This is a genomic window from Bradyrhizobium sp. USDA 4501, from assembly GCF_054062115.1.
The window spans coordinates 8915098-8941447 of the sequence record NZ_JBSSEX010000001.1; the positions used below are offsets into that span (position 1 = coordinate 8915098).

22 protein-coding genes and 1 pseudogene are annotated in these 26350 nt (G+C 64.9%); 5 read left to right on the forward strand and 18 right to left on the reverse strand.

Translation table 11 applies throughout. The annotated features are described in order from the left end of the window. Positions 1 to 85: 85 nt before the first annotated feature. Both ACVWZM_RS41675 and ACVWZM_RS41680 read right to left on the reverse strand, forming a co-directional pair. Positions 86 to 1477 carry a LysM peptidoglycan-binding domain-containing M23 family metallopeptidase gene (locus ACVWZM_RS41675; RefSeq protein WP_057018532.1) on the reverse strand — a complete coding sequence of 464 codons (1392 nt, stop codon included), beginning with the start codon at positions 1475 to 1477 and terminating at the stop codon, positions 86 to 88. 110 nt (positions 1478 to 1587) lie between these two features. Beyond that, positions 1588 to 2244 (reverse strand): protein-L-isoaspartate(D-aspartate) O-methyltransferase, encoded by a 657-nt coding sequence (locus ACVWZM_RS41680; protein ID WP_057018533.1) that lies wholly within the window; start codon positions 2242 to 2244, stop codon positions 1588 to 1590. A gap of 536 nt (positions 2245 to 2780) precedes the next feature. Between ACVWZM_RS41680 and ACVWZM_RS41685 the strand changes: the two genes are divergently transcribed. Further along, positions 2781 to 3158, forward strand: coding sequence for a response regulator (locus tag ACVWZM_RS41685; RefSeq protein ID WP_026192734.1), 378 nt, complete (start codon positions 2781 to 2783; stop codon positions 3156 to 3158). Positions 3159 to 3266: 108 nt separating this feature from the next. Here the strand turns inward: ACVWZM_RS41685 and surE are convergent, their stop codons facing one another. After that, positions 3267 to 4034 carry a 5'/3'-nucleotidase SurE gene (gene surE, locus ACVWZM_RS41690; RefSeq protein ID WP_456856166.1) on the reverse strand — a complete coding sequence of 256 codons (768 nt, stop codon included), beginning with the start codon at positions 4032 to 4034 and terminating at the stop codon, positions 3267 to 3269. Between the two features lie 695 nt (positions 4035 to 4729). Here surE and ACVWZM_RS41695 point away from each other — a divergent pair. Continuing rightward, positions 4730 to 5056, forward strand: coding sequence for a hypothetical protein (locus tag ACVWZM_RS41695; RefSeq protein WP_057018534.1), 327 nt, complete (start codon positions 4730 to 4732; stop codon positions 5054 to 5056). 108 nt (positions 5057 to 5164) lie between these two features. On the opposite strand, the gene serS is transcribed toward ACVWZM_RS41695, so the two are convergent. From serS to ACVWZM_RS41745, 10 genes and pseudogenes are all read right to left on the reverse strand, one after another. Next, positions 5165 to 6496, reverse strand: coding sequence for a serine--tRNA ligase (gene serS / locus ACVWZM_RS41700; RefSeq protein ID WP_057018535.1), 1332 nt, complete (start codon positions 6494 to 6496; stop codon positions 5165 to 5167). A gap of 202 nt (positions 6497 to 6698) precedes the next feature. Further along, a complete protein-coding gene (tatC, locus tag ACVWZM_RS41705) occupies positions 6699 to 7496 on the reverse strand; it encodes a twin-arginine translocase subunit TatC (protein ID WP_038381092.1) in 798 nt (265 codons plus the stop codon). Next, positions 7493 to 8014, reverse strand: a complete 522-nt coding sequence (gene tatB, locus ACVWZM_RS41710) for a Sec-independent protein translocase protein TatB (RefSeq protein ID WP_057018536.1) — start codon at positions 8012 to 8014, stop codon at positions 7493 to 7495. Before tatB ends, tatC begins: the two co-directional genes overlap by 4 nt. 160 nt (positions 8015 to 8174) lie before the next feature. Then, positions 8175 to 8408 (reverse strand): twin-arginine translocase TatA/TatE family subunit, encoded by a 234-nt coding sequence (locus ACVWZM_RS41715; protein WP_057018537.1) that lies wholly within the window; start codon positions 8406 to 8408, stop codon positions 8175 to 8177. 160 nt (positions 8409 to 8568) lie between these two features. After that, positions 8569 to 9456: pseudogene (gene scpB / locus ACVWZM_RS41720) on the reverse strand (SMC-Scp complex subunit ScpB); the annotation flags it as partial. A 22-nt stretch (positions 9457 to 9478) separates the two neighbouring features. Continuing rightward, complete coding sequence (locus tag ACVWZM_RS41725; RefSeq protein WP_057018539.1) at positions 9479 to 10300, reverse strand: segregation and condensation protein A; 822 nt, start codon at positions 10298 to 10300, stop codon at positions 9479 to 9481. After that, positions 10297 to 11319 (reverse strand): beta-N-acetylhexosaminidase, encoded by a 1023-nt coding sequence (nagZ, locus tag ACVWZM_RS41730; protein WP_456856168.1) that lies wholly within the window; start codon positions 11317 to 11319, stop codon positions 10297 to 10299. Before nagZ ends, ACVWZM_RS41725 begins: the two co-directional genes overlap by 4 nt. 46 nt (positions 11320 to 11365) lie before the next feature. Next, positions 11366 to 12829 (reverse strand): SPOR domain-containing protein, encoded by a 1464-nt coding sequence (locus ACVWZM_RS41735; protein ID WP_456856169.1) that lies wholly within the window; start codon positions 12827 to 12829, stop codon positions 11366 to 11368. Positions 12830 to 12947: 118 nt separating this feature from the next. Continuing rightward, positions 12948 to 14744, reverse strand: a complete 1797-nt coding sequence (gene argS / locus ACVWZM_RS41740) for an arginine--tRNA ligase (RefSeq protein WP_456856171.1) — start codon at positions 14742 to 14744, stop codon at positions 12948 to 12950. Positions 14745 to 14753: 9 nt separating this feature from the next. Next, entirely contained in the window at positions 14754 to 15962 is a 1209-nt protein-coding gene (locus ACVWZM_RS41745) for a deoxyguanosinetriphosphate triphosphohydrolase (protein WP_456784900.1), read from the reverse strand. A 138-nt stretch (positions 15963 to 16100) separates the two neighbouring features. Here ACVWZM_RS41745 and erpA point away from each other — a divergent pair, with 138 nt between their 5' ends. Further along, on the forward strand, positions 16101 to 16430 hold the full coding sequence (erpA, locus tag ACVWZM_RS41750; RefSeq protein WP_016846874.1) for an iron-sulfur cluster insertion protein ErpA: 330 nt from the start codon (positions 16101 to 16103) through the stop codon (positions 16428 to 16430). A 63-nt stretch (positions 16431 to 16493) separates the two neighbouring features. On the opposite strand, the gene ACVWZM_RS41755 is transcribed toward erpA, so the two are convergent. Next, positions 16494 to 19622 carry an efflux RND transporter permease subunit gene (locus ACVWZM_RS41755; protein WP_057018544.1) on the reverse strand — a complete coding sequence of 1043 codons (3129 nt, stop codon included), beginning with the start codon at positions 19620 to 19622 and terminating at the stop codon, positions 16494 to 16496. A gap of 3 nt (positions 19623 to 19625) precedes the next feature. Further along, complete coding sequence (locus ACVWZM_RS41760) at positions 19626 to 20759, reverse strand: efflux RND transporter periplasmic adaptor subunit (protein ID WP_456856172.1); 1134 nt, start codon at positions 20757 to 20759, stop codon at positions 19626 to 19628. Positions 20760 to 20995: 236 nt separating this feature from the next. Between ACVWZM_RS41760 and ACVWZM_RS41765 the strand changes: the two genes are divergently transcribed. After that, positions 20996 to 21421, forward strand: coding sequence for a GNAT family N-acetyltransferase (locus ACVWZM_RS41765; RefSeq protein WP_456856174.1), 426 nt, complete (start codon positions 20996 to 20998; stop codon positions 21419 to 21421). 45 nt (positions 21422 to 21466) lie between these two features. Next, the gene (xth, locus tag ACVWZM_RS41770; RefSeq protein WP_076828641.1) at positions 21467 to 22264 is read left to right on the forward strand and encodes an exodeoxyribonuclease III; all 798 of its coding nucleotides are present in this window, start codon (positions 21467 to 21469) and stop codon (positions 22262 to 22264) included. A gap of 21 nt (positions 22265 to 22285) precedes the next feature. Here xth and ACVWZM_RS41775 read toward each other — a convergent pair whose 3' ends face one another. The 3 genes from ACVWZM_RS41775 to ACVWZM_RS41785 all read right to left on the reverse strand — a co-directional run bounded on the left by ACVWZM_RS41775 (position 22286) and on the right by ACVWZM_RS41785 (position 26316). Then, positions 22286 to 23122: a tetratricopeptide repeat protein gene (locus ACVWZM_RS41775; RefSeq protein WP_026192730.1), complete on the reverse strand. Its 837-nt coding sequence runs from the start codon at positions 23120 to 23122 to the stop codon at positions 22286 to 22288. Then, entirely contained in the window at positions 23109 to 24833 is a 1725-nt protein-coding gene (gene ilvD, locus ACVWZM_RS41780) for a dihydroxy-acid dehydratase (RefSeq protein ID WP_018271516.1), read from the reverse strand. Before ilvD ends, ACVWZM_RS41775 begins: the two co-directional genes overlap by 14 nt. Positions 24834 to 25092: 259 nt before the next feature. Beyond that, entirely contained in the window at positions 25093 to 26316 is a 1224-nt protein-coding gene (locus ACVWZM_RS41785) for a diguanylate cyclase (protein WP_456856853.1), read from the reverse strand. Positions 26317 to 26350 lie beyond the last annotated feature (34 nt).

Genomic DNA, 26350 nt, shown 5'->3' on the forward strand with positions numbered 1-26350 from the left:
GTCAAAACAAAGCGGGGGAGGCTTGCGCCACCCCCGCTGTCTTTTTTGTGAGACTTGGAAGTCCCTTGAAGTCCCGACGCGTAGCTTACGCGCCGTTGAGGAACTGGAGCGGATCGACCGGCGACGATCCCTTGCGGATCTCGAAGTGGAGCTGCGGCGAGCCCGCCTCGCCGCTCTGGCCCGACTTGGCAATCACCTGACCGCGCTTGATGGTATCGCCGCGCTTCACCAGGATTTCGCTCGCATGGGCGTAGGCGGTGACGTAGCCGTTGGAATGGCGGACCAGCACGAGATTGCCGTAGCCCTTCAGCTCATTGCCCGAATAGGCGACGACGCCGTCTTCGGCCGCTTTCACCGGCGTGCCCTCGGGCACCGCGACGTTGATGCCGTCATTGACCTTGCCGTTGGTCTTCGAGCCGTAGGCGGTGATGACCTTGCCGCGCACCGGCCAGCGGAAGGTCGGCAACGCGCCGGTTGCCTCGCTCGACTTGGTGACGACGGGCGCTTCGGCGGCAGCCGCCGGCTGCTCGACGGTGGCGGTCGGCTGGACCAGCCGCGCGCTCTGCTGCGGCAGCGCGGTTGCAACGACCTTCGGGGCTGCGACCGCCGGCGCCGGAGCCACGGCAGCAACCGGCGCGGCGGCAACAGGTTGCGCAACGGTCGCGGGTGCCGCCATCGCCGTCTTGGCGCCGGGCACCACGAGCTTCATGCCGAGGCTCAGCCGGGCCGACTGGTCGAGGTTGTTGGCGCGGGCGAGCTCGGCCACCGGGATGTGGTGCTGACGCGCGATGCTGTGCAGCGTGTCGCCGCGATTGACATAGTGGACGCCGGCGGGCGCGGCTGCCACGGCGACAGGGCGCGCGGCCGGTGCGGCCATTGCTGGCGCCGCGGCCGTCGCCGTCGGGCGCGGAATGACCAGCTGCTGGCCAGGCGACAGCGCGCGCGGTCCCTTGTAGCCGTTGGCGCGCAGGATCTCGGCGGTCGAGACGTTGTAGCGGCGTGCCAGCACTTCCAGCGTATCGCTGGTGCCGACGATGATGGTGGTGCCGTTGTGCCCGGCAGGGGCTGCGGCGACCGAATGCGGAACGGTGCCGGTGGATTCGATCTGCGGACGCACGGGCGGCGGCGTGTAGGACGAGACCCCGCGCCCTCCTCCGGAGACGCCGGCATTGCCATTGGCGACCGGATAGGACTGCGGCGCCGCTGCGACCGGCGGCGGCAGCGGCTGTGACTGGTATTGCGAATACTGCGGTTGCGTTCGCGGCCGCGCGTATTGCGGCAACTCGCGCGGCGGCGGCGCCTGCTGCACGGTGCCGGTCGGCTGCGGATCAAACGCAAACGGATTTTGCGAGTAGGAGTTTTGCGAGAAGCGCGACGACATATCGGCGCTGCAACCGGCAAAAGCCATGGACATCAGCGTCAGCACCGCAACCTGCGGTACGCGACGCGAGCGAAGCAACTCAACAACCCCAGACATGGTTACTCACTCGTACGCAACAAAAGACTGTTTTGAGTAAACACGTACCGAGTAAATAACCGCTTAACCCTGCGAATAAGGCGTTGGTGCCAAGCAGCAAATCGCCAAATTTACAATTCGCGCGCGATTCCCGGCAACGCCGGCACAAAGCGGACGTCGACCAATTCCTTGCGGTCGAAGCGGTTCTCGGTCCGCACCACGCGGACGAGGGTCTGGATACCCTGATGCGGCCCGACCGGGGCGATCAGGATGCCGCCGGGTTCGAGCCGCTCCAAGAGCTTCTCCGGGATCTGCTCCATCGCCGCGGTGACGATGATGCGGTCGAAGTCGCCTGCCCCGGCCGGAACGTCGAAGCCGTCCCCGAGCAGCACCTCGATATTGTAATAACCCAGCTTTTCGAGGCGCTTGCGGGCGCCGTCGGCCAGCGTCCGGTAGCGCTCGATGGTCAGCACCTGCTTGCACAACCGGGACAGCACGGCCGCCTGATAGCCCGAGCCGGTGCCGATTTCGAGCACGCGATGGTCCTTCTGCAGTTTCAACTGCTCGGTCATGTAGGCCACGACGAAAGGCTGGCTGATGGTCTGCCCACAGGCGATCGCAAGCGCGCTGTCGCGATAGGCCTCGTTACGATCGCGCGGATCGACGAAGACCTCGCGCGGCACCTCCTCCATCGTACGCAGCACCGCCTGATCGCTCACCCCACGCCGCCGCAGGGTCAGCTGAAACATCATTTTCTCGGTCGGATCGGGGTTCACGGCCATGTTCATCAGCGTCTCTGGGCGGCAGCGCGGAATCTTGCCCTCTAGTGTGCTGAATGCGAAGTTCGTGCGATTTCGCGGCAGCCACTTTCACGAACTTCGCATTCATAAAGCACACTAGAATCATAAGTTTGCTAGTGTCCTTATCGAATCCGAAGTTCGCTCCGAAGGTGCGGCAAATGATGCGAACTTCGGATTCGGGACACTAGATGCCATTGAAATCCGAAATACCGCGTTAAGGAAAAATTTCCCGTCGCGTTTTGTTCCCGGCCAGGAACCATCGCCAGATTTGGCATTGGCGCCGGCCCGGCCCCCTCACATATAATTGGCGGCGATGCGCAGTTAACGTCTGGGTGGCGCAGATCAGGGCGCTCGTAGGGCCAACACACCTCGTTGGCTGTTGGGCAAATCTTGCGCAGCAAAGCCCGCCAGCGCGATGCGGAAAACGCTGTGGCGCGCCGGAAAAGGACCAATTCCCGAACGTTTGCATTGCGCGCTGTAATGTTATTTGCGAGCCTGATTCAGGGAAGGGCAAGGATTCCATCATGACAGCGATACGGCCGGCGGGCTGTTCAGTTTTCCTCGTAGAGGACGAGGTCATGATCCGGATGATGGTCGCCGATATGCTGGAGGAACTCGGCCATAGCGTTGCGGCCGAGGCCGGCGAGATCGGCGAAGCGGTCAAGCTTGCGCAATCGACCGAATTCGACCTCGCGATCCTCGACGTCAACGTCAATGGCAAGGTGATCACCCCGGTCGCCGAACTGATCAACGCCCGCAACCGCCCCTTCATCTTCGCGACCGGCTATGGCTCGTCCGGCCTGCCTCCGGAGTATCGCGACCGTCCGGCGCTGCAAAAGCCCTTCCAGCTGGAAACGCTGGCCCAGGTGATCTCCAGCGCGATGAAGGGCGCGCCGGTCTAGCCGCAAGTTGCGCGCGTAGCCCGGATGGAGCGAAGCGTGATCCGGGGACTTCACAATACGGGTTCCGGATTTCGCTTCGCTCCATCCGGGCTACAGATTCCCCGAGGATTACTTCAGCGTATCAATCAGCGTTTCCGAAAATGCTTCATCGGTGCGGTCGAGCCGCAGCGGTGTGACCGAGACGTAGCGCGCCGCAAGCGCGGCGAGATCGGTGCCTTCGGCCGGCGCATCCATCATCGCCGCGCGCTCGAAGCCGATCCAGAAATACGGATTGCCGCGTCCGTCGTGACGGCGATCGATCTTCAGGAACCCCTGATTGCGCTTGCCCTGCCGCGTGATCCGGATGCCCTTGACGTCATCGGGCATGCAGGCCGGGAAGTTGACGTTGATCACGGTGTTCCTGGGGACGCCGGCGCCGATCACCTTGCGGATGATGTCGGGCCCGAATTTCAGCGCGGTGTCCCACAGCGGCGCATTGCGCGTCTCAATCGAGAATTCCTGCGACAGCGCGAATGACGGAAAGCCCAGAATGGTGCCTTCGAGCGCGCCGGCGATGGTGCCGGAATAGACCACGTCCTCGGCGACGTTGCGGCCCTTGTTGACGCCGCTCAGCACGAGATCGGGCAGCTTGTCTCCGAGAATGTGGCGCGCGCCCATGATGACGCAATCGGTCGGCGTGCCGCGCACCGCGAAGTGACGCGGGCTGACCTCGCGCAGACGCAGCGGATCGTTGAGCGACAGCGAATGCGAGACGCCGGACTGATCGAGCTCGGGGGCAACGATCCAGACGTCGTCGGACAACGCGCGTGCGATCTGCTCGACGACCTGCAGGCCTGGAGCATGGATGCCGTCATCATTGGTGCAGAGAATTCGCATCCGTCAAAGTGCCTTTTGTTCCGATGCGGCGCGGGTATCTTACGCTGCGGCTTCTTGAGTTGACTGCCGTCTTAACCGGCTAGGGCCGCGGAGGCAAACCTGGCGATGGCCCGCGCCATCGTGCCGACGTCACGCGCCATGGACGGACAAATCGCGCGCTGCCGGCGATCTTGCGCTCGAACACCGGCCAGGATGCTCTGGCCGGCCGCCGAACAACCGCGATCACGGGCGTTGGCCGCGGCGCCTCCGGCACTTTGACCCGTGGGGTCTGACGCAGTTCGGCCCCGAGCCCCCGGGACGCGACAGCTTCTGACCTTGGAGGCTCGGGCTTGGCAGGTTCAGGCTTGGCAGGTTCAGGCTTTGCTTCAACCTTGGGAGCTTCAGATTTGAGAGCTTCAACCTTGGGCGGCTCAACCCTCCGAGCTTCCGGCCTGGCCGGCTCAAGAGCAATTGGTGCGGTTTGGCGAGGCTCAGACTTGGGAGGCTTCGGAAGCTCCGATGTGGGGAGCTCGGACTTGATGGCATCGGCCGTGATGGGATCGGCCTTGGCCGGCGCGGTCGTGAGCGACTCAGCCTTCGGAGCTTGTAACGCGCGAGACTCAGCCCTGGACGCTTCGGGGGCGACCGAAGCCGCTTGGGGGAGCTCGGACCTCGCCGGCTCGACCTTCCGAGGCTCAACCCCGAGCGGTTCGGGCTTGGGCGGCACCGGAGCGAGCGCTTCGCCCGGTTTTGCGACCGGCGCCGTCGCAGCCGATTTCGATTTCAGCCTGGCCAGCAGCTCCTCGATCGAGGGCACCGATGTCGCGTCAAGCGGAGCGCGCGGTGCCGCCGGCGGCGTCGCCCGGACCGGCGGTGGCGGCGACGCAATCGGTGCAGGTGGCGCCAAATCGGCCGGTGCCATCTGGGCGAACTTGCCGCGCGCGATCTCCAGCGCCTTGTCGAAGTCGGGCCGGTCGATCCAGGCCTTCGATTGCACCTCGGTCGCGCGCGTGTCCCACAGGCGCGCGGCTTCGATGTCGTAATAGCCCATCTGCTTCTGATTGATCAGCTGCAGACCGTGGCCCGTGACGGCCCATTGTCGACCTAGCCAGTGGATGTCACGGTGCAGCGGCATCACACTGGCCCTCGCCTCACATGCCGTGCTCGATGACCTTGAGCCCGCCCATATAGGGCTGCAGCACATCGGGCACCGCGATCGAACCATCCTGCTGCTGGTAGGTCTCCATGACGGCGATCAAGGCGCGCCCGACCGCCGTGCCGGAACCGTTCAGCGTATGCACGAAACGCGGCTTGCCGTCGGGGGCGCGATAGCGCGCGTCCATGCGGCGGGCCTGGAAATCGCCGCACACCGAGCAGCTCGAAATCTCGCGATAGGCGCCGCCGTCGCCCTGCCCCGGCATCCACACCTCGATGTCGTAGGTCTTCTGCGCGGAGAAGCCCATGTCGCCGGCGCACAGCGTCATCACGCGATAATGCAGGTCGAGCTTTTGCAGCACCTGCTCGGCGCAGGACAGCATGCGCTCCAGCTCATCCTTGCTGGCTTCCGGCGTCGTGATCGACACCAGCTCCACCTTTGTGAACTGGTGCTGGCGGATCATGCCGCGCGTATCGCGTCCCGCCGCGCCAGCTTCGGCACGGAAGCACGGCGTCAGCGCGGTGAGCCGCATCGGCAGCTCCTTCTCGTCGAGGATGGATTCGCGCGCGAGGTTGGTCAGCGAGACCTCGGCGGTCGGGATCAGGCCGAGGCGCTCGCTGCGCAGATCGGCATTCGGCGACGCGAGCAATTCGCCCTTGATCGCCCAGAACTGGTCGTCCTCGAATTTCGGTAGCTGTCCCGTGCCGAACATCACGGCGTCGCGCACCAGCAGCGGCGGATTGATCTCGGTATAGCCATGCTCGCCGGTGTGCAGGTCGAGCATGAATTGCCCAATCGCGCGCTCGAGCCGCGCCAGCCCCTTCTTCAGCACGACGAAACGTGCGCCGGACAGTTTCGCCGCCGCCTCGAAATCCATAAAGCCGAGCGCGGTGCCGAGATCGTCATGCAGCTTCGGCGCAAAGCCGTAGTCGCGCGTCTTGCCGTACACATGGTGCTGGACGTTGCCGTGCTCGTCGGTACCGTCGGGCACCTCGTCGAGCGGCAGGTTCGGAATCGACGACAGCTCTTTGGTCAGCTGTTCATCGGCCGTCTTCGCCGCCGCCTCGAGTTCTGGCATCGTGGTCTTCAGCTCGCCAACTTCAGCCATCAGCTTGGCCGCGCGCGCCTCGTCCTTTGCCTTCTTGGCCTCGCCGATCTCCTTCGAGGCCGCATTGCGCCGCGCCTGGGCCTGCTCCGACGCCAGGATCGCCGCCCGCCGCTTCTCGTCAATCGCCAGCAGCGACGGCGACAGGGCCTCTAACCCGCGGCGCTTCAGGCCGGCGTCGAAGGCTGTCGGGTTGTCGCGGATCGCTTTGATGTCGTGCATAAGTCAGTCCTGGCAGGCTATGCGTAAGCAACCAACATTGCGTTGGCAAACTACGGTTTGCAGTTCCACTACCACGACCGTCATCGTCAGCGAAAGCGGGTGATCCAGCATTCCAGAGACGTCGGCGTGTCACCGAGAAGCCGCGGCGTACGGGATACCCCGCTTTCGCGGGGTATGACACCGACTGTGAGGTGAAATCACCCTATTCGGCCGGATTGGTCGCCCCGGACGACGCATTCGAGGTCGCGGCCTTCTTCTCCACGATCCGGACCGCGATAATGGCGCCCTCGTAGAGCGCGAGCAGCGGGATCGCGAGCGAGGCCTGGCTCAGCACGTCGGGCGGCGTCAGCACGGCGGCGATGATGAAGGCGATCACGATGAAGTAGCGCCGCTTCTCCTTCAGCATCTTCGAGGTGACGATGCCGATGCGGCCGAGCAGCGTCAGGATCACCGGCAGCTGGAACGCGATGCCGAAGGCGAAGATCAGCGACATCATCAGCGAAAGATATTCGCCGACCTTGGGCAGCAGCTGGATCTGCGCGGTCTCCGCGCCGCCGGCCTGCTGCATGCCGAGCGAGAACCGCACCAGCATCGGCAGCACAACGAAATAGACGAGCGCCGCGCCCATCACGAAGAACACCGGAGTGGCGATCAGATACGGCAGGAACGCGTTGCGCTCATGCCGGTAGAGACCGGGCGCGACGAATTTGTAGATCTGGGTGGCGACGATCGGAAACGAGATGAAGCCGGCGCCGAACAATGCGAGCTTCAGCTGGGTGATGAAATATTCCAGCAGCGCGGTGTAGATGAACTTCGAATTCTCCGGCCCCGCGATCCAGACGAACGGCCAGACCAGCACGTTGTAAATCTGCTTGGCGAAGAAGAAGCAGATGATGAAGGCCACGCCGAAGCCGAGCAGCGCCTTGATCAGCCGCGAGCGCAGCTCGATCAGGTGATCCATCAAGGGGGCCTTGCTGGCCTCGATGTCTTCGGCGCTCATGACGCCCTCGCGTCCTTGAGCGCGTCGGGCTGTACCGGCGTCACGTCCTGCGGCGCCGGCTCGGCCTTCACCTCATTGGTGATCGCAAGCGGCTCGCTGGCTGCCGCGTGCGCCTCGGCCTCGACGAAGGTTTCCGGCGTCGGCTCGGCGGGAGTCGTGGGCGTCACCGGTGTGTCACTTGACGCCACCGGTGCGTCGATTGCGGACGCGACCTGCGCATCGACCGGCTTGTCGATCTGCAGGGCGTCGCTGACGTCCTTCTGCAGCGAGGTCATAATGTTGCCGCTGGTGATGCCGGTTGCGGCCTCCTTGACCTCGTCAAAGCTCTTCTTGAGGTCGGCCATCTCGGCTTCGCGCATGGCTTCCTGGAACTGGCCCTGGAATTCGGAGGCCATCTTGCGGGCTTTGCCCATCCATTGCCCGACCATGCGCAGCACGCCCGGCAGTTCTTTCGGGCCGATGGCGATCAGCGCGACGACCGCGATGACGACCAGTTCACTCCACCCGATATCGAACATGAATTCTTCCGCCTAAGCGCGCCGCCATCGGCCCCACCGCTCCCAACAGGATCTGGGGCTGCCGGCGCCTTTTCTCAATCGGCGTCCATAGCGCGTCTGTGCGACGGCGTCACCGTTTCGCGCAAGAAAAAACGTCGAAATATGCGTCAGTACAAGCGCGTTAGACGGCTTTGCTGCCGACGTCCTGGCGCGTGGCCGACGGCGCCGCATTGTGATCGATCGACTTGGTGGGCTCGGTCTTCTCGGCGACCTTGTCGTCGTCCTGCATGCCCTTCTTGAAGGCCTTGATGCCTTGGGCAACGTCACCCATCAGATCAGAAATCTTGCCGCGTCCGAACAGCAGCAGGACCACTGCGATCACGACGATCCAGTGCCAAATGCTCAACGAACCCATCCTGCAACCCTCCAGAAATGGCCGGCGGACCGGCCTGAACTTTGCCGGAAGGTAGGCCCGCGGGGTGTCAAAAACAAGGACCTCGGCCGCGGCAAATCGCTGTCGCGGCTACAGTAATATTGCTAGGCTTAACCGGGAATATTCAGGCTTATTCGCCCTTGTCCTCGGTGTCGGCGTCATCACCCTCGTGGTCGGCGCGGTCTTCCGGCTCGCCAGCATCAGGTTCGGCCGCATCCGGATCAGAGGCAACGTCCGCCTCGACCTCCGCTTGGGCGGTCGTTTCGACCTCAGCAGTCCCAACCTCGTCAGTCGTTTCTGCGTCGGCCTTCGGTTCCTCGGCTTCCGGCTCGACCGCCGGCGCCAGCAGCAGTTCCAGCGTATCACCCGGCTCGAGCGGCTCCTCGTCCTCCCGCAGCGTCGCGTCATCCGACGGCGACGGAACGGAAAATCCGGTCGGCAGACGCGAGTCGAGCAGACCCGTGCCCTTCAGCTCCTCAAGCCCCGGCAGGTCGCCGAGGGCTTCCAGGCTGAACTGCGACAGGAACGCGTCGGTGGTTCCGAAGGTGAGCGGACGGCCCGGGGTCTTGCGGCGGCCGCGCGGGCGGATCCAGCCGGTCTCGAGCAGCACGTCGATCGTGCCCTTCGACGTGACCACGCCGCGAATCTCTTCGATCTCGGCGCGAGTCACCGGCTGGTGATAGGCGACGATCGCCAGCACCTCGATCGCGGCGCGCGACAGCTTCCGCGTCTCGGTGCTCTCGCGCGTCATCAGCCACGACAGATCGCCGGCGGTGCGGAACGTCCACTTGTTGGCGACACGCACCAGGTTGACGCCACGCGGCGCGTATTCCGCCTGCAGCTGCGCGAGCGCCGCCTTGACGTCGACGCCGTCGGGCATCCGCTTTGCCAGCGTTGCCTGATCGATCGGCTCGGCCGATGCAAACAACAGGGCTTCCAGGAGCCGCAATTCCTCAGGACGCGCCACCGGATCCATAGGAGAAACCTCCTCCTCGGGCTCTTCTCTGCGCACTTCCGCCAAGCTTGCCATGGGCTTGCTCTCCTTCTTCCACTTACTCAACCGACAGGTCCGGCGCTGCCATTGCGGCCTGCGCTTGACGCTTTCGGAAATAGATCGGCGCGAACGCCTGCTTCTGGTTGATCTCCATCTCGCCCTCGCGAACCAGTTCGAGGGCGGCAGCGAAGCTCGATGCGAACACCGTCGCCTTCTGGGTGGGATCGGCGACGTAATTCATCAGATACTCGTCGAGGCAGCTCCAGTCCTCGGCGATGCCGACCAGCCGCTCCAGCGACGCACGCGCTTCGGCCAGCGACCATACGGTACGCTTTTGCAGATGAACCGTCGTAAGTACGCGCGACTGGCGCTGCGTGGCGTAGGCCGACAGCAGGTCGTACAGGGTCGCGGTGAACTTCGGATGCTTGATCTCGGCGATCGATTCCGGATTGCCGCGCGGAAAGATATCGCGCTGGAACTGGGGACGGTTCATTAGCCGGTTCGCCGCCTCGCGGATCGCCTCCAGCCGGCGCAACCGGTTGGCGAGCGCGGTCGCCATTTCCTCGGCGCTCGGCCCCTCCGCGCTCGGCGGCTCGGGCAGCAGGAGCCGCGACTTCAGGAACGCCAGCCACGCCGCCATCACCAGATAGTCGGCCGCAAGCTCGAGGCGAATCTTGCGGGCAGCCTCGATGAACGAAAGATATTGGTCGGCAAGCGCAAGGATCGAGATCTTCGACAGGTCGACCTTCTGCTGCCGCGCCAGCGTCAACAGCAGGTCGAGCGGGCCCTCATAGCCCTCGACGTCGACCACCAGCGCCGGTTCGCCCTCGGCGACGTCGGCCGGCCGCCCGGTATCAAACGAAAGAATTTCAGCGGTCATGCCGTCCCTACCCGATCCAACAACGCATCCAGTTCAGCCCGTGCCGCCTGCCGGTCGAGCGGCTCAGGCGGCTTGCGCGCGGCGAGCGTCGCCTTGGCGCGCTCAAGCGCCTTGCCGGTCAGTTCCGGCGTTTCGCGTGCGACCTCGCGCATCTCGTCAATATTGCCGTTGCAGTGCAGAACCATGTCGCAACCGGCGGTGACGATGGCGCGGGTCCGCTCGGCAATCGATCCGGCCAGCGCATTCATCGACACGTCATCACTCATCAACAAACCCTGGAACCCGATCAGGCCGCGAATCACCTGTTCGATGATTGTCGCAGAAGTCGTCGCCGGATGGACGGGGTCGAGCGCGCTAAACACAACATGTGCAGTCATGGCCATCGGCAGATCCGCAAGCGGCTGGAACGCGGCAAAATCGGTCCGTTCCAGCTCGGCCTTGGCGGTATCAACGGTCGGAAGCCGGAAATGGCTGTCCGCCGTGGCCCGGCCATGGCCGGGAATATGCTTGAGAACCGGCAGCACCCCGCCCTGTTCCAGTCCGTCCGTGACCGCCCGGGCGATCGCCGCGACCTTGCCGGGTTCAGTTCCATAGGCCCGGTTGCCGATCACCGCGTCCGCCCCGGCCACGGGAACGTCGGCCAAAGGCAGGCAATCGACGGTGATTCCGAGATCGGTCAGGTCGGCCGCAATCAGCCGTGAGCTGAGCCGAGCTGCCGCAAGCCCGAGTTTCGGATCGATGTCGTAGAGTGCCACAAAGCTCGCGCCCGGTGGATACGTCGGCCAATGCGGCGGGCCAAGCCGCTGCACCCGCCCGCCTTCCTGGTCGATCAGGACCGGGGCATCGGCGACGCCGACTGCGGACCGGAGTTCTCCAACAAGAGCCGCCACTTGGGCATGACTCTCGATGTTACGCTTGAACAGGATGAAGCCCCATGGCCGCTCGGCGCGAATGAATTCGCGTTCGGCGTCGTTGAGGATCAGCCCGGATATGCCCGTGATGAATGCGCGGTTCGTCATTCGGCCGATTAGGCCGTATGCAGCTCACGGGTCAAGGAAACGGCCTTTAATTTCTTTGGATGAGGCACTGCGGCCCACCAGCCGACATCAGGCTCCGGCACAGCTGGCTCGCCTCTTCCGACGACGCGAACGGGCCCGCGAAGGCGCGGTAGTAGACGCCCTTCTCGCCGAGATCGACGCGTTTGACTACCAGAGGCTGCGAACCGAGCACGCTGCGATATTTGCCTTGCAGCGTCCGATAGGACGCCTGCGCGTCCGCTTCGTTCTTCTGCGAGGAGACCTGGACCAGATATCCGCCACCACCAACCGGAGCTGCCGAGGTCGAGGCCACCCGGGTCGGAGGCGCGGCCGGAGCCGCCTCAGCCTGGCCGGGAACAAGCGCCATTGGCGAGTTGACGCTGGCGTTGGCCGCAGCCGGGTTGCCGCGCGACACCGGAGGCTTCGCCGCCGCAGGTTTCGCCGGCACGGCCGAGGTCGCCTGCGTGCCATCGGGCGTATCGCCCTTGACCGAGAGCGTGCGGACCTTGCGCGGCTCGTTGTTCGGCAAGGTGCCGTTCGCGGTGATCGGCGCCGGCGCCGGCTGTGCCGTCTGCACGCTCGCGGGCGGCGGTGGATTCGCATTGGCGTTCAGGGGCGGAAACACGACGCGCGGTCCGGCGGTCTTCGAATTAACGTCGACCGGCGTCTCTTCGCGCGACACGATCTTCTCGGTGCCGTCGCCCGTCGCCATGCGGTCCGGCGTCTTGGCCGGCGCGTCGGCCTGGGCCGGGATCACCTTGGTCGGCGTGTTGTCAGCCTTGATGATCGGCGGCTCACCGCTGCGGGGCGAACCGACGTAGGTCCGGTAGGCATACGCGCCACCGACACCGAACACGCCGAGCGCCAGCACCGCGGCGACCGTTATCAGGCCGCTGCGCCGCCGGCGGGGCTCGGGTTCTTCCTCGTAGGCCTCCTCATAGGCATAGGGATCGTCCGGATAGGCGGGATCGCGCTGCAGGTCCTGCTCGCCGGCTTCCAGCTGGCCGTAGAGCGCGTCGTCATAGCGCGACGGATCCTGACTCTGACCGCCACTCTGATAGTGCGGCTCATCGTCAAATGCCTCCGGCTGCCGAGGGGCCTCGACCGGCCGATACTGCGCCACCGGCGCGGGCGCGGGCTGCGCCTGCTGAGCCGCGTAGCGATGCAACGGATGCACCGGCTTCGGCTGGTAGTCCTGCTCGGGCTCTTCGTCTTCGATGTTCTGCACGGGAGGCGGAGCGACAGCCTCCTGCCGCGCGCGCTGCATCCAGGGCGGCGGGCCCGCGGGCGGCGCATCCTCGTCCGCGGCCTGCGGCTCGTACTGTTGCGGCCGCGCGTTGGCGCGCGACTGCAGCGGTCGCGGCGGTGGCTTGTTCGCGCTGCCGAAGGGATCCGTCTGGCCGATCAGCCGTGCCAGTTCGGCAAGCGGATCGCTGTCGGCCTTGGAAGCCGTGTCGGCGGGAAAATGTCGGTCCTGATATCGATCAGCCATTGTGATCATGCATCCCCTTCGGGACAGCGCCAAGATCGCCGGCACAGCCGGTCCGAACGAGTTGGCCCCTGCCAGATGCCCTCACAAATCCCCACTCGTGAGGGCCTAATGCCCCTGCCTACCGCATCTCGGTCGGAGCGTGGACGCCTAGAACAGCTAAGCCCGATGCCAGAACCGAGACGACGCCCTGAACCATTGCCAGTCGCGCCCTCGTGATCTCTGCATCATTATTGATAATGAAGCGTAAATAGGGCAAATCGCGCCCCTTGGTCCAAAGCGCATGAAATTCACTGGCCAAATCATAGAGATAAAAAGCGATTCGGTGTGGCTCATGTGCCACCGCGGCAGCCTCGATTATCCGCGGATAAAGCGCAAGCCGCTTGAGCAGCTCGAGCTCGGCCGGGTCGGTCAGCCGCTCGACCGTAGCATTACGGAGATAGGCCTGCCGGGCCTCATCGGTCTCGGGCAGATCGGGAACCGCTTCCTCCCGCGCGTTGCGGAAGATCGAATGGCCGCGGGCGTGGCCGTACTGGACGTAGAACACCGCGTTGTCTTTTGACTGCTCGATCACCTTGGCGAGGTCGAAATCGAGCACCGCGTCGTTCTTGCGGAACAGCATCATGAATCTGACAGCGTCGGAGCCGACCTCGTCGACCACCTCGCGCAGCGTGACGAATTCGCCGGACCGCTTCGACATCTTCACCGGCTCGCCGTCGCGCAGCAGCTTCACGAGCTGCACGATCTTGACGTCGAGCACAGCCTTGCCCGCGGTCACCGCCTTCACGGCGGCCTGCATGCGCTTGATGTAGCCACCATGATCGGCGCCGAACACGTCGATCAGATTGGTGAAGCCACGCTCGAATTTGTAGCGGTGGTTGGCGATGTCGGATGCGAAGTAGGTGTAGGAGCCGTCCGACTTGATCAGCGGACGATCGACGTCGTCGCCATAGGCGGTGGCGCGGAACAGCGACTGCTCGCGGTCCTCGTAGTCCTCGACCGGCTTGCCCTTCGGGGGCGGCAGGCGGCCCTCGTAGATGTCGCCCTTGGCGCGCAGGAAATCGATGGTCTCGGCGACCTTGTTGTTGCCTGACGTGATAAGCGAGCGCTCGGAGAAGAACACGTCGTGATGGATATTGAGCGCGCCGAGATCGCCCTTGATCATCTCCATCATCATCGCGATCGCCTTGTCGCGCACGATCGGCAGCCACGCGGCTTCGCTCATGTCGAGCAGCTTCTTGCCATATTCCTTGGCGAGTGCCTCGCCGACCGGCACGAGGTAATCGCCGGGATAGAGCCCTTCCGGGATCGCGCCGATGTCCTGGCCCAGCGCCTCGCGGTAGCGCAGGAACGCCGAGCGTGCGAGCACATCGACCTGAGCGCCGGCGTCGTTGATGTAGTATTCGCGGCAGACGTCGAAGCCCGCGAATTGCAGCAGGCTGCACAGCGCGTCGCCGAACACGGCGCCGCGGCAATGGCCGACATGCATCGGTCCGGTCGGGTTGGCCGAGACATATTCGACATTGACCTTCTCGGCCTTGCCGATGTCGCTGCGCCCGTAAGCCGAGCCGGCGGCCAGCACGGCGCGCAGCGCGTCCGCCCAGACCTGCGGCTTCAAGGTCAGGTTGATGAAGCCGGGCGCGGCGACATCGACCGCGGCCACCAGCGCATCGGCGCGCAGCCGCTCGGCGATCTTGTCGGCGAGCTCGCGCGGCTTGGCCTTGGCATCCTTGGCGAGCACCATCGCGGCATTGGTCGCCATGTCGCCATGGCTGGCGTCGCGCGGCGGCTCCACCACGACGCGGGACAGATCGATGCCGGCGGGCCAATTGTCCTCGGCTGCGACAGCGGCACAGATCGCATGCACGCGCGTCAGCATGTCGGCAAAAAGGTGTGGTGAAGCAGTGGTGTCGGTCATGGCAGGGCGCTAACGCAAATCCGGGGTCGAGTCAAAAAGCCTTTGATGCTCGATCAGGGCGAAACGGTCGGTCATCCCGGCAATGAAATTGCCGATCCGCCTGTTCCGAGCGCTCCCGGTCTCCTGCACGCTGCCCTCGATCCATTCCGCCGGCAGGTCTTCAGGCGATTGCAGGTAGCGCTCGAACAGGTTGCGGACCACCTCCTCCGCCTCCCCCATCACCAGCATCACCCGCTTGTGGCGATACATCCGCCGGAACAGGAACGCCTTGATCGCCGCCTCCTGCTCCGCCACCTCGGACGGAAACGCAATCAGCGGGGCATTGTGGTGGCGCACGTCGTGGGCCGATTGCGGCTGCGCGGCCGCGAGGCGCCGGCTCGCCTCGTTGAAGACCGCGCTGATGAAGTGTGAGATCAGCTCACGCACCAGTTCGGCGCCGCGCCGGACCTCGTCGAGCCCGGGATAGTGGCGGTCGATCTCGGCGATGATGTCGGCGGTCAGCGGCATCTCTTTGAGGTCGTCGACCGCGAAAAGACCGGCACGCAGGCCGTCATCGATGTCGTGCGCGTCATAGGCGATGTCGTCGGCGAAGGCCGCGATCTGCGCCTCGAGCGAGGCATAGCTCCAGAGCTCGAGGTCGTGGCCCTTGTTGTAGTCGGCAATTCCGATCGGGATTCCACTCCCTAGGTAGCGGCCGGCCGGTGCGCCACCGCGTTCGGTCAACGGACCGTTGTGTTTGACGATCCCTTCGAGCGATTCCCAGGTCAGGTTCAGCCCGCCGAATTCGGGGTAGCGATGCTCCAGCGAGGTGACGACCCGCAGCGCCTGCGCATTATGGTCAAAGCCGCCGTCATCCCTGAGGCATTCGTCGAGCGCCCGCTCCCCGGCATGGCCGAACGGCGGATGGCCGAGGTCATGCGCCAGCGCCAGCGTCTCGGTCAGGTCCTCGTCGACCCCGAGCTGGCGGGCCAGCGCCCGGGCGATCTGCGCGACCTCCAGCGAATGGGTCAGCCGCGTGCGGTAGTGATCGCCTTCGTGGAAGACGAAGACCTGCGTCTTGTGCTTGAGGCGGCGGAACGCGGTGGAATGAATCACCCGGTCGCAGTCGCGCCGGAACGGGCTCCGGGTCCGGCTCGGCGGCTCCGCGACCAGCCGGCCGCGGCTGCGATCGGGGTCGCAGGCATAAGGCGCGCGGGGGGCAGCCATTCCGACCGACACTGTATTTTAGTCCTTATCCATTTGATTCCATGGTCCGACGCACTTAACTATCACTGAGGCGGCCGACCAAATGAATTGGGGATGACGCCGGGCCTGATCCGGATCGGATCATGCTCAAATAGGGTTTCGGAGACCGACATGACTGCTGCCATCACCGTCAGCGAACGGGCCGCCCGCCGGATCGGGCAGATCCTCAGCAAAGAAGGCGAAGGCGCCAAGCTGCGCATTTCGGTCGAGGGCGGCGGCTGCTCCGGTTTCCAGTACAAGTTCGACGTCGAGCGCACCCAGGCCGATGACGACCTCGTGATCGAACGCGACAGCGCGGTGGTGCTGATCGATCCCGCCTCGGTCCCGTTCCTCGCGGGCTCGGAGGTCGACTTCGTCGACGACCTGATCGGCGCCTCGTTCCGCGTCGTCAATCCGAACGCCACCGCCTCCTGCGGCTGCGGCACCAGCTTCTCGATCTAACGCTTCGCGATCCCGGGCGGTTTCTCCCGGCGCGCCGGTTTCCGGCTCGCGCCGAATGCTCGGCTATTCCGCCGCGACCACCTGCGGTCGCTCGACGTCGCCGCCCGCCTCGGCTTGCGGGTCGAGCTTGCGGCGCAGCCTGCGGTCGATGCGGTCGAGATAGATGTAGATCACCGGCGTGATGAACAGCGTCAGCAGCTGCGACACGCAGAGGCCGCCGACCACGGCGACGCCGAGCGGTTGACGCAGTTCGGCGCCGGCACCCGCGCCGAGCGCGATCGGCAGCGTGCCGAAGATCGCCGCGAACGTCGTCATCATGATCGGACGGAAGCGCAGCAGTGCCGCCTCGCGGATCGCGTGCTCGGCGCTGAGGCCGACGCGGCGACGCTCCAGCGCGAAGTCGACCATCATGATCGCATTCTTCTTGACGATGCCGACCAGCATCACGATGCCGATCATCGCAATCACAGACAGCTCCATCCCGAACATCATCAGCGTCAGGATCGCGCCGATACCGGCCGACGGCAGGCCGGAGATGATGGTGATCGGGTGGATGAAGCTCTCATAGAGAATGCCGAGGATCACGAAGGCTGCGAACACCGCGGCGAGGATCAGCACGCCCTGCCCGCGCAGCGAATCCTGGAACACCTGCGCGGTGCCGGAGAAGCCGGTCACAATCGTCGGCGGCAGGTTCGCGGTCTGCTCGAGTTCGGTGATCTTGTCGACCGCGTAGCCGAGTGAGGTGCCCGGCGCGAGGTTGAACGAGATCGTCACCGCCGGCTGCTGGCCCTGGTGGTTGATCTGCAACGGCCCGACCGTCGGCACCAGCCTCGCCACCGCATCCAGCGGAATGGTCTGGTTGTTCGCGGTCTTCATGTAGAGCTTCGAGAGGTCGGACGGATCGACGCGGAACTGCGGCTGCACCTCGAGGATGATCTGGTAGTCGTTCGACGGCATGTAGATGGTGCCGACCTGCCGCGCGCCATAGGCGTTGTAGAGCTGGTTGCGGACCTGATCGACGGTGACGCCGTAGACCGCCGCCTTCTCGCGGTCGATGTCGACCGTCATCTGCGGGTTCTTGATGTACAGGTCGGTGGTAACGTCGAGCAAGCCCGGAATCTTCTCGATCTTGTCGCGCATCTCGGGCGCCAGCCGGTACAGCGCCTCGGTATCGCCGCTCTGCATCACATACTGATACTGGCTCTTGGAGATGCGCCCGCCGATGCTGAGGTTCTGGATGCTCTGGAAGAACGCCTGCATGCCCGGGATCTCGCGCGCCTTCTGCCGCAGACGGCCGATCACCACGGTGGCGTTGTCACGCATCTTCTGCGGCTTCAGCGCGATGAACAGACGGCCGTAATTCGCCGTCGGATTGGGACCGCCGGAGCCGACCGTAGAGTTGATGTACTCTATCGCCGGATCGGTCCGCAGCACCTCGACCAGCGCCTGCTGGCGCACCTTCATCGCCTCGAACGAGGTGTCGGTCGCAGCCTCCGTCACGCCGATCAGAAAGCCGGTGTCCTCCTGCGGGAAGAAGCCCTTCGGCACGATCATGTAGAGGTAGATGGTGCCGCCCAGCGTAGCCAGCGTCACCACCAGCATCAGGGCCTTCTTGGCCAGCACCCAATCCAGCGCCCATTCATAGGCCCGCAGCCAGGCCTCGAACATCGCCTCGAACGCCCGCAGCACGACGTTCGGCCGCTTGGTCGCGTCATGCGCGCGCAGCACACGGGCGCACAGCATCGGCGTCAGGGTCAGCGACACGAAGCCGGAGACGATGATCGCAACCGAGATCGTCACCGCGAATTCGCGGAATACGCGGCCGACGATGCCGCCCATCAGCAGCACCGGGATGAACACGGCGATCAGCGAGAAGGTGATCGAGATGATCGTGAAACCGATCTCGCGGGCACCCTTCAGCGCCGCCTCGAACGGCTTCATGCCGTGCTCGATGTGGCGGACGATGTTCTCCAGCATGACGATGGCGTCGTCGACCACGAAGCCGACCGAGAGCGTCAGCGCCAGCAGCGTCATGTTGTTGATGGAGTAATCCAGCGCGTACATCGCCGCGCACGTGCCGAACAGCGAGATCGGCACCGCGAGCGCCGGGATGAAGGTGGCAGAGGCCGAGCGCAGGAACAGGAAGATCACGAGGATCACGAGGCCGATCGCGATCAGCAGGGTCTCCTCGACGTCGCTGACCGCCTGGCGGATCGAGACCGAGCGGTCCATCATGACCTGCATGGTCACCGAGGGCGGGATCGCGGCGCGCAGCGCCGGGAGCTTGGCCAGCACGGCGTCGACCACCGCCACGGTGTTGGCGTCGGGCTGCTTCTGGATCGCGAGCACGATCGCCCGCTCGTCGTTCATCCAGGTCGCGATCTTGTCGTTCTCGACGCTGTCATAGACCTTGGCGATCTCGTCGAGCCGGACCGGCGAGCCGTTGCGCCAGGCGACATAGATCTGGCGGTAGTCGGCCGCCTTGTCCATCTGGCCGGAGGCCTGCAGCGCGACGTCCTGCTTGGGGCCATTCAAGGTACCGACCGGCGTCGACGAATTGGCGCGCGACACCGCGGCGCGGATATCCTCCATCGAGACGCCGCGCGCGGCGGCGGCCTCCGGATCGGCCTGAACGCGGATGGCGAATTTCTGCGCGCCGTAGATCAAGACCTGGGCGACGCCCGGCAGCTGCGACAGTGCCTGCCCGATCGTGATGTCGCCGTATTCGTTGACGCTCGACAGCGGCAGCGTCGCCGAGCCGAGCGAGACGAACAGCACCGGGAAGTCCGCCGGGTTCACCTTCCGGAAGCTCGGCGGGATCGTCATCTCGATCGGCAGCCGGCGCTGCGCGATCGTCAACGCGGTCTGCACGTCGAGCGCGGCGGCATCGATGTTGCGGTTGAGGTCGAACTGGATGGTGATGACGCTCGTGCCCTGCGAGGAGTTCGAGGACATCGAGGAGATGCCGGCAATGGTCGAGAGCTGGCGCTCGATGATGCCGGCGACCGAGGCCGCCATGGTGTCGGCGCTGGCGCCGGGCAGGGTCGCGGTCACCGCGATGGTCGGGAAGTCCACCTTGGGCAGCGCCGAGACCGGCAGCAGGCGGAAGCCGAACACGCCGAATGCGATGATCGACGCCGTGATCAGCGTCGTCATGACCGGGCGGCGGATGCAAAGCTCGGAGAGCGTCATCGGTCAGGCTCCGGCCTTGCGCGCCCGCAGTTCAACCCGCGATCCCTCCGAGAGCAGCAGCTGGCCGTCAACGACGACGCTTTCATCGCCCGCCAATCCGTCTGAGATCACCGATGAGCCCTGGAAGGTGCGATCGACCTTGACCGGCCGGACCTTGGCAACGCCGTCCTTGACGACGAAGACGAAATTGCCGTTCTGGCTGCGCTGCACCGCGACCGTCGGCACCACGACCGCGTCTTCGCTGCGGATGATCAGCTTGGTCTGCACGATGGTGCCGGGCCAGAGCGTCTCGCTCTCGTTGTTCATGATGCCGCGCACGGTCACCATGCCGGTGGTCGCGTCGACGGCGTTCTCCACCATCGCGATCTTGCCGCGCTCGGAGCGCTGGTGGCCGGGAATGGTCGCGATCACCTTTGAATCGCCCTTCCCCATGGCGTCGCGCAGATCGACCAGCGCCCGCTGCGGAATCGCGAAGGTGACGTAGACCGGTGCCATCTGGTTGATGACCGCGAGCGGCTGGGTGTCGGCGGGGCGGACGAAGTTGCCGACCTTGACGTTGGCGGCGCTGATCCGTCCCGCGAATGGTGCGCGGATGACGGTGTAGCTCTTCTGGACGCGGAGGTTCTCCAGCGCGAAGCGGTCGGCCTTGATGGTGCCGATCAGGACGTCGGACTGGGTCTTGGCGTTGTCGAGGTTGACCTGGGTGGTCGCACCCTTGCCGACCAGTTCGGTGTAGCGGCGGAGGTCGCGCTGCGCGCCCTCGAGCTGGGCCTGGTCGCGGGCCAGGACGCCCTCGGCCTGTTCGATCTGCGCGTCGATCTGCCGCGCGTCGAGGGTGAACAGCAGGTCGCCTTCATTGACCCTGGCGCCGTCCTCGAAATGCACCGAGACGATGGTGGTCTCCAGCCGCGACTTCAGCGCCACGCTGGAGATCGGCGTGACCTGTCCAATGGCATCGACATCGACCGGAACCGATTTGCGTTCCGCCTTAGCGAGATCCACGGACACCACGCGCGGCCGCGCCGTCCCTTGCGCGGTGGCGGCGCCGCCACCCATCCATGAAGTGCGGGTCATGTAAGCCGCCCCGGCCGCAATGCCGAGAACAGCGACAGTCAGAACCAAATTGCGTTTTTTCATAAGTTTTGCACGTGCGCCGCCGGCTTCCCTTGAAGGCCGGTGCGCGTCGTCACTCCCCCATCGGCAATTGTTGCGCCTTGTTTCCTGAGAGGGTTAGCACAGGCGGACCGCCCATGGTATGCCACCTAAGTGAAATAGTGCGGCTTCAATCCGGTGATTTGCATGCGCATCGCCGGACGTTTTGAGTAACCGGACCGCATCCGTTCTGCTTCATTGAGCTTTCGAATCGCGACCTTATGTCCACCTCCGTCCTTGTCTGCCCCTGGGAAGAAGCCCGCGAACGCTCCCGTGCCATCCGCTACAGCGTCTTCGTCGAGGAACAGCGGGTGCCGGTAGAACTGGAATGGGACGACATGGACGCATCGAGCTGGCATGCGCTGGCGTTCGCCGACGACGGTGCGCCCTTGGCCACGGGCCGGCTGCGGCCGGACGGTCATATCGGCCGCATGGCCGTGCTCAAAGCGGCGCGCGGCACAGGCGTAGGCGCCCGCGTGCTGGACGCGCTGATGGCCAAGGCGGCCGAACTCGGCTATCCGGAACTGATCCTCAACGCGCAGACGCACGCGGAGCCGTTCTACGCGCGCGTCGGCTTCGAGCGGATCGGCGCGGAATTCGAGGAGGCCGGCATCCCGCACATCGAGATGCGGAAGCGCCTGGTCTAAGCGGGGCGGCGCTCGGTCACGTTCCCCCACAATGAAGGAAGTCCGATGGCAGTTCGCATCGCTACGTGGAACGTCAACTCGGTCCGGCAACGGATCGAGCTTCTGGTCAGCTGGCTGAAGGAGTGCTCCCCCGACATCGTCTGTCTGCAGGAGATCAAATGCGTCGATGATGCGTTTCCCCGCCTCGAGGTCGAGGCGCTCGGGTACAATGTCGTCACCCACGGCCAGAAGACCTTCAACGGCGTCGCGCTGCTGTCGAAGCTGCCGTTCGACGAGACCAAATCGGGCCTCGCCGGCGACGACGAGGACGCCCATGCCCGCTTCCTCGAAGGCGTCGTCACGCTGAAGCAGGGCGTGATCCGGGTCGCGTGCCTTTACCTGCCCAATGGCAACCCCGCCAATACCGACAAATATCCGTACAAGCTCAAGTGGATGTCGCGGCTTCTTGAGTATTCGAAGGAGCGGCTGAAGGCCGAGGAGCCGTTGATCCTGGCCGGCGATTTCAACGTCATCCCGGCCGCGCGCGACGTCTACAATCCCGCCGCCTGGGCCGATGACGCCCTGTTTCGGCCTCAGACCCGCGAGGCCTTCCAGTCGCTGCTCGGCCTCGGCCTGACCGACGCGCTGCGGGCGGTCAATGACGAGCCGGGCCAGTACACTTTCTGGGACTACCAGGCCGGCGCCTGGCAAAAGAACTGGGGCCTGCGCATCGACCACCTGTTGATGTCGGCACAAGCGAGCGACCGGCTGATCGACGTCGGCATCGACAGCTATGTGCGGGCTTGGGAGAAGCCGTCCGACCATGTCCCGGTCTGGGCCGATCTCGATTTCGAGATCGCCTGACCCCGCCGGCCGGCCGGAAGTTCAATCCCGGCGGCCCTGCACCCAGTGCTCGAGCATCTGCAGCGCCATCGCGCGATCGTCCTCGGAGGCCTTGGCGATCGCCCGGTTGTAGCTTTCCTTGATCCAGGCCTCATCCGGCGTCGCGCTGTCGCGCGCCAGCGTCAGCCACATCAGGCCGCGTGCCCGCTGCGGCGGCAGGCGGTCGCCGTTGAACAGCATCTGGCCGAGCAGCGCCTGCGCCTGATGCTGGCCCTTCTGGGCGGCAAGGCCGAGCCAGCGCGCGCCGTAGCGGAAGTCGTCCCGCGAGGCGTCCGGCGTCTTCAGGTAGAGCCGGGCAAGATCATACTGGGCGTCGGCATTGCCGAAATAGGACGCGGCATAGGAGAACATCTCCCGCGCCCGCTCGGTGTCCGCCTTCACCTTGGAATTGGGAATGCCGCTCAGATAGTAGCGGCCGAGCGCGACGAAGGCGTTGGCCACGATCGAGGCCTGCGGTGCCGACGGCGAATCCTCGGCATGCGCATTGGCGATCCGGCTGAAATATTCGAAGGCGCGCATGTCGTCCTGGATGACGCCGTCGCCCTCGGCGTACATCTTGCCGAGCTTCCACTGCGCGACGGGGTGACCACCCTCGGCCTGATACTGCAGCGTGCTGAACGACGAGGTCGGCGAGGTCGCCGCAGGCGCCACTGGAGTGGCGGCCCGTTTCAGCGCGCCCGCGGTCCCCGGCTGCGGGGAAACCACAGGAAGAACCGTATCTTGTGGGTTGACCGGTGCGCCGTCGAATCCGAATCCGGGGCCCGCCACCGGGATGGCCCCTAACGCAAACGCCAATATCGTACGCCTAAACGTCCGCATAACACTGTTTCTCGTACGCGCCACCCGGATGGGTGACTGCGCCATCCACCGCCGGCCCCACTTGCTCGGCGTACTTCCACAGCGCACCAGATGTATGGTTCGTCGCGCGAGGGGCCCATTTGGTCTTACGATTTGCGAGTTCGGCGTCGCTCAAATTTACGTTAAGGGTGCCGGCGACCGCATCGATCTCGATGATGTCGCCGTCTTGCAACAACCCGATCGGCCCGCCGACGGCCGCTTCAGGTCCAATATGTCCGATGCAGAAGCCACGGGTGGCGCCGGAGAACCGGCCATCGGTGATCAGGGCAATCTTGCCGCCCATCCCCTGCCCGGTCAGTGCCGCCGTGGTCGCCAGCATCTCCCGCATGCCGGGACCGCCCTTCGGCCCCTCATAGCGGATCACGATCACCTCGCCTTCCCTGTAGGTGCGCTTCTGCACCGCCTCGAAGGCGTCTTCCTCGCGGTCGAAGCACCGGGCCGGACCGGTAAACCTCAGGTTGGACATTCCCGCGACCTTCACGATCGCACCCTCCGGAGCGAGATTACCCTTTAGCCCAACAACGCCACCCGTCACGGTGATCGGATTGTCGGCGGGCCGCACCACATCCTGGTGCGGATTCCATTTCACGCTTTTGAGGTTTTCGGCGATCGTTCGGCCAGTGACGGTTAGGCAATTCCCGTGCAGGTGGCCATTGTCGAGCAGCGTCTTCATCAGCAGCGGAATGCCACCTACTTCAAACATGTCTTTGGCAACATAACGGCCGCCCGGCTTCAAATCCGCGACGTAAGGAGTCTTTTTGAAGATTTCGGCAACGTCGAACAAATTGAATTTAATGCCGCACTCATGGGCAATCGCCGGCAGGTGCAGCGCAGCATTGGTCGAACCACCTGAGGCTGCAACCACGGCCGCAGCATTTTCAAGGGCTTCGCGGGTGACGATGTCGCGGGGCCGGATGTTTTTCTCGATCAGCTCCATCACCTTCTCGCCGGCGGCGGCGCAGAAGGAGTCGCGGATCTCGTAGGGCGCCGGAGCCCCGGCGGAATACGGGAGCGCGAGGCCGATCGCCTCGGAGACGGTCGCCATGGTGTTGGCGGTGAACTGGGCGCCGCAGGCGCCGGCCGACGGGCACGCCACCCGCTCGATCTCGTCGAGGTCCTCGTCCGACATGGCGCCGACCGAGTGCTTGCCAACCGCCTCGAACATGTCCTGGACGGTGACCGGCTGGCCGCGGAAGTTGCCGGGCAGGATCGAGCCGCCATAGATGAAGATCGACGGAACGTTGAGGCGGACCATCGCCATCATCATGCCCGGCAGCGACTTGTCGCAGCCGGCGAGCCCGACCAGCGCGTCATAGGAGTGGCCGCGGACCGTCAGTTCGACCGAATCGGCGATGCATTCGCGCGACGGCAGCGACGAGCGCATGCCGTCATGGCCCATTGCGATGCCGTCGGTGACGGTGATGGTGCAGAACTCGCGCGGCGTGCCGCCGGCCGAGGCCACGCCCTTCTTCACCGCCTGCGCCTGGCGCATCAGCGAGATGTTGCAGGGAGCGGCTTCATTCCAACATGAAGCAACGCCGACAAAGGGTTGATGAATCTGGGCTGTCGTCAGCCCCATCGCGTAGAGATAGGACCGGTGCGGAGCGCGTTCGGGCCCTTCCGTCACGTGACGGCTGGGCAGCCTGCCCTTGATGTTCGTCTTGGCGTCCATCGCGACCCTGTTCCCGGCGCTCTTTCCTCCATCAACGCCGGAACCCGAAAAAATGTCCCGCCGTCGGAGCGCTGGCTATTCAGCTACGTGAATATCCTTTCATGTCGGGGTGTGGCTAAAAAGCGGCGCGACTACGGACCGGGTGCTTTTAAGGTTAAATGTTCAGGCATCGTTGCAACATCGCAACAATCGTGGCCGCCGCGCAACCATGTATTATCAGTCCTTATAGGGACCTGACGGGGACCCGACCACCTGCAATTTACCCGGCGGCCAGCTTCGGTGGCGACGGAGGTGACCAGCACTCCGTGCGATTCCTGCCGTGCTCCTTGGCCTGGTAGAGCGCCGCATCGGCAGCCTTCATTAGGGCATCGATCCCCGGCATGCTTGTGAGCGCCTCGGCAACGCCGATGCTCACCGTGAGTGATACCGGCCGATCATCCGCACCCACCGTCAGCGCTTCCGCCCTCTTGCGGATGCGTTCGGCGACGGTTCGGGCGCGCGACAATGTGGTCTCCGGCAGCAGGACGGCGAACTCCTCGCCTCCAACGCGGCCGACGACGTCGGACTTGCGCTTGCCCCGAATGCATATCCCGGCGACAGCCTTGATGGCCTCGTCACCGACCGCATGTCCGAAGCGGTCATTGATGCTCTTGAAGTGATCGATATCGACCATCAGCACGGATACCGAACGATAGTAGCGCTGGAACCGGCTCCACTCCGCATCCAGCGTCGTCAGGAAGTGCCTGCGGTTGAACAATCCGGTGAGCGGATCGGTGGTCGCGAGCACCTCCAGCTGCCGTGCGTTGCGTACGAGATCGGTCACGTCGACGAAGGTCAGCATGCGACCGCCGTTTGCCATCGTCGAGCAATGGATCCTGATATGGCGACCGTCCGGCGTCTGCACGTCGCGCTTGTGATCGCCTGCCTTGATCTCCGCAATCCGCTTCGCAGGAAAGGCCCTGATCTGCTCCGGGGTCGCGCCCGTCGGAGCGGCGCGGCGGTTGCGCGTGAGCAGCGTGATGTATGCCGGATGCCGCGCGACCTCCTCCTCGCTCACCTCCCAGAATTCCCGCATTCGCCGATTGAGGAAGATCGCATTGAGATCGCGGTCGAGCAGGACGACGCCGTCCTCCACAGTCTCGAGCGCGCCGGTCAGCACCTTCAGCTTGTCGGACGCGCGCACGATGTCGGTCACGGGCGTGTAGCTCACCATCCGGCCGCCGTCGGGCAGCGGCGTGCACTGACATCGAACCACGTCGCCATTGCTGCGCCTGAGATCGATCGGGCTCGGGTCCCCGACGTTCACGAGGCGGACGCGCTCGGCAACATAGGCTTCGAGTTGCGCGGCCGGCAGCTCGTAGGCCATCGTCTTGCAGCCGTGATGCATCAGGTCGGTGAAGCTGGGGTTGCGGTCGGCCACCTCGTCCGGAAGCCGCCACATGTTCCGAAACGCGCGGTTGATGAACTGGGCCTTCAGCTCCACGTCCAACAGCAGGATGCCGACGGGTATCTGATCG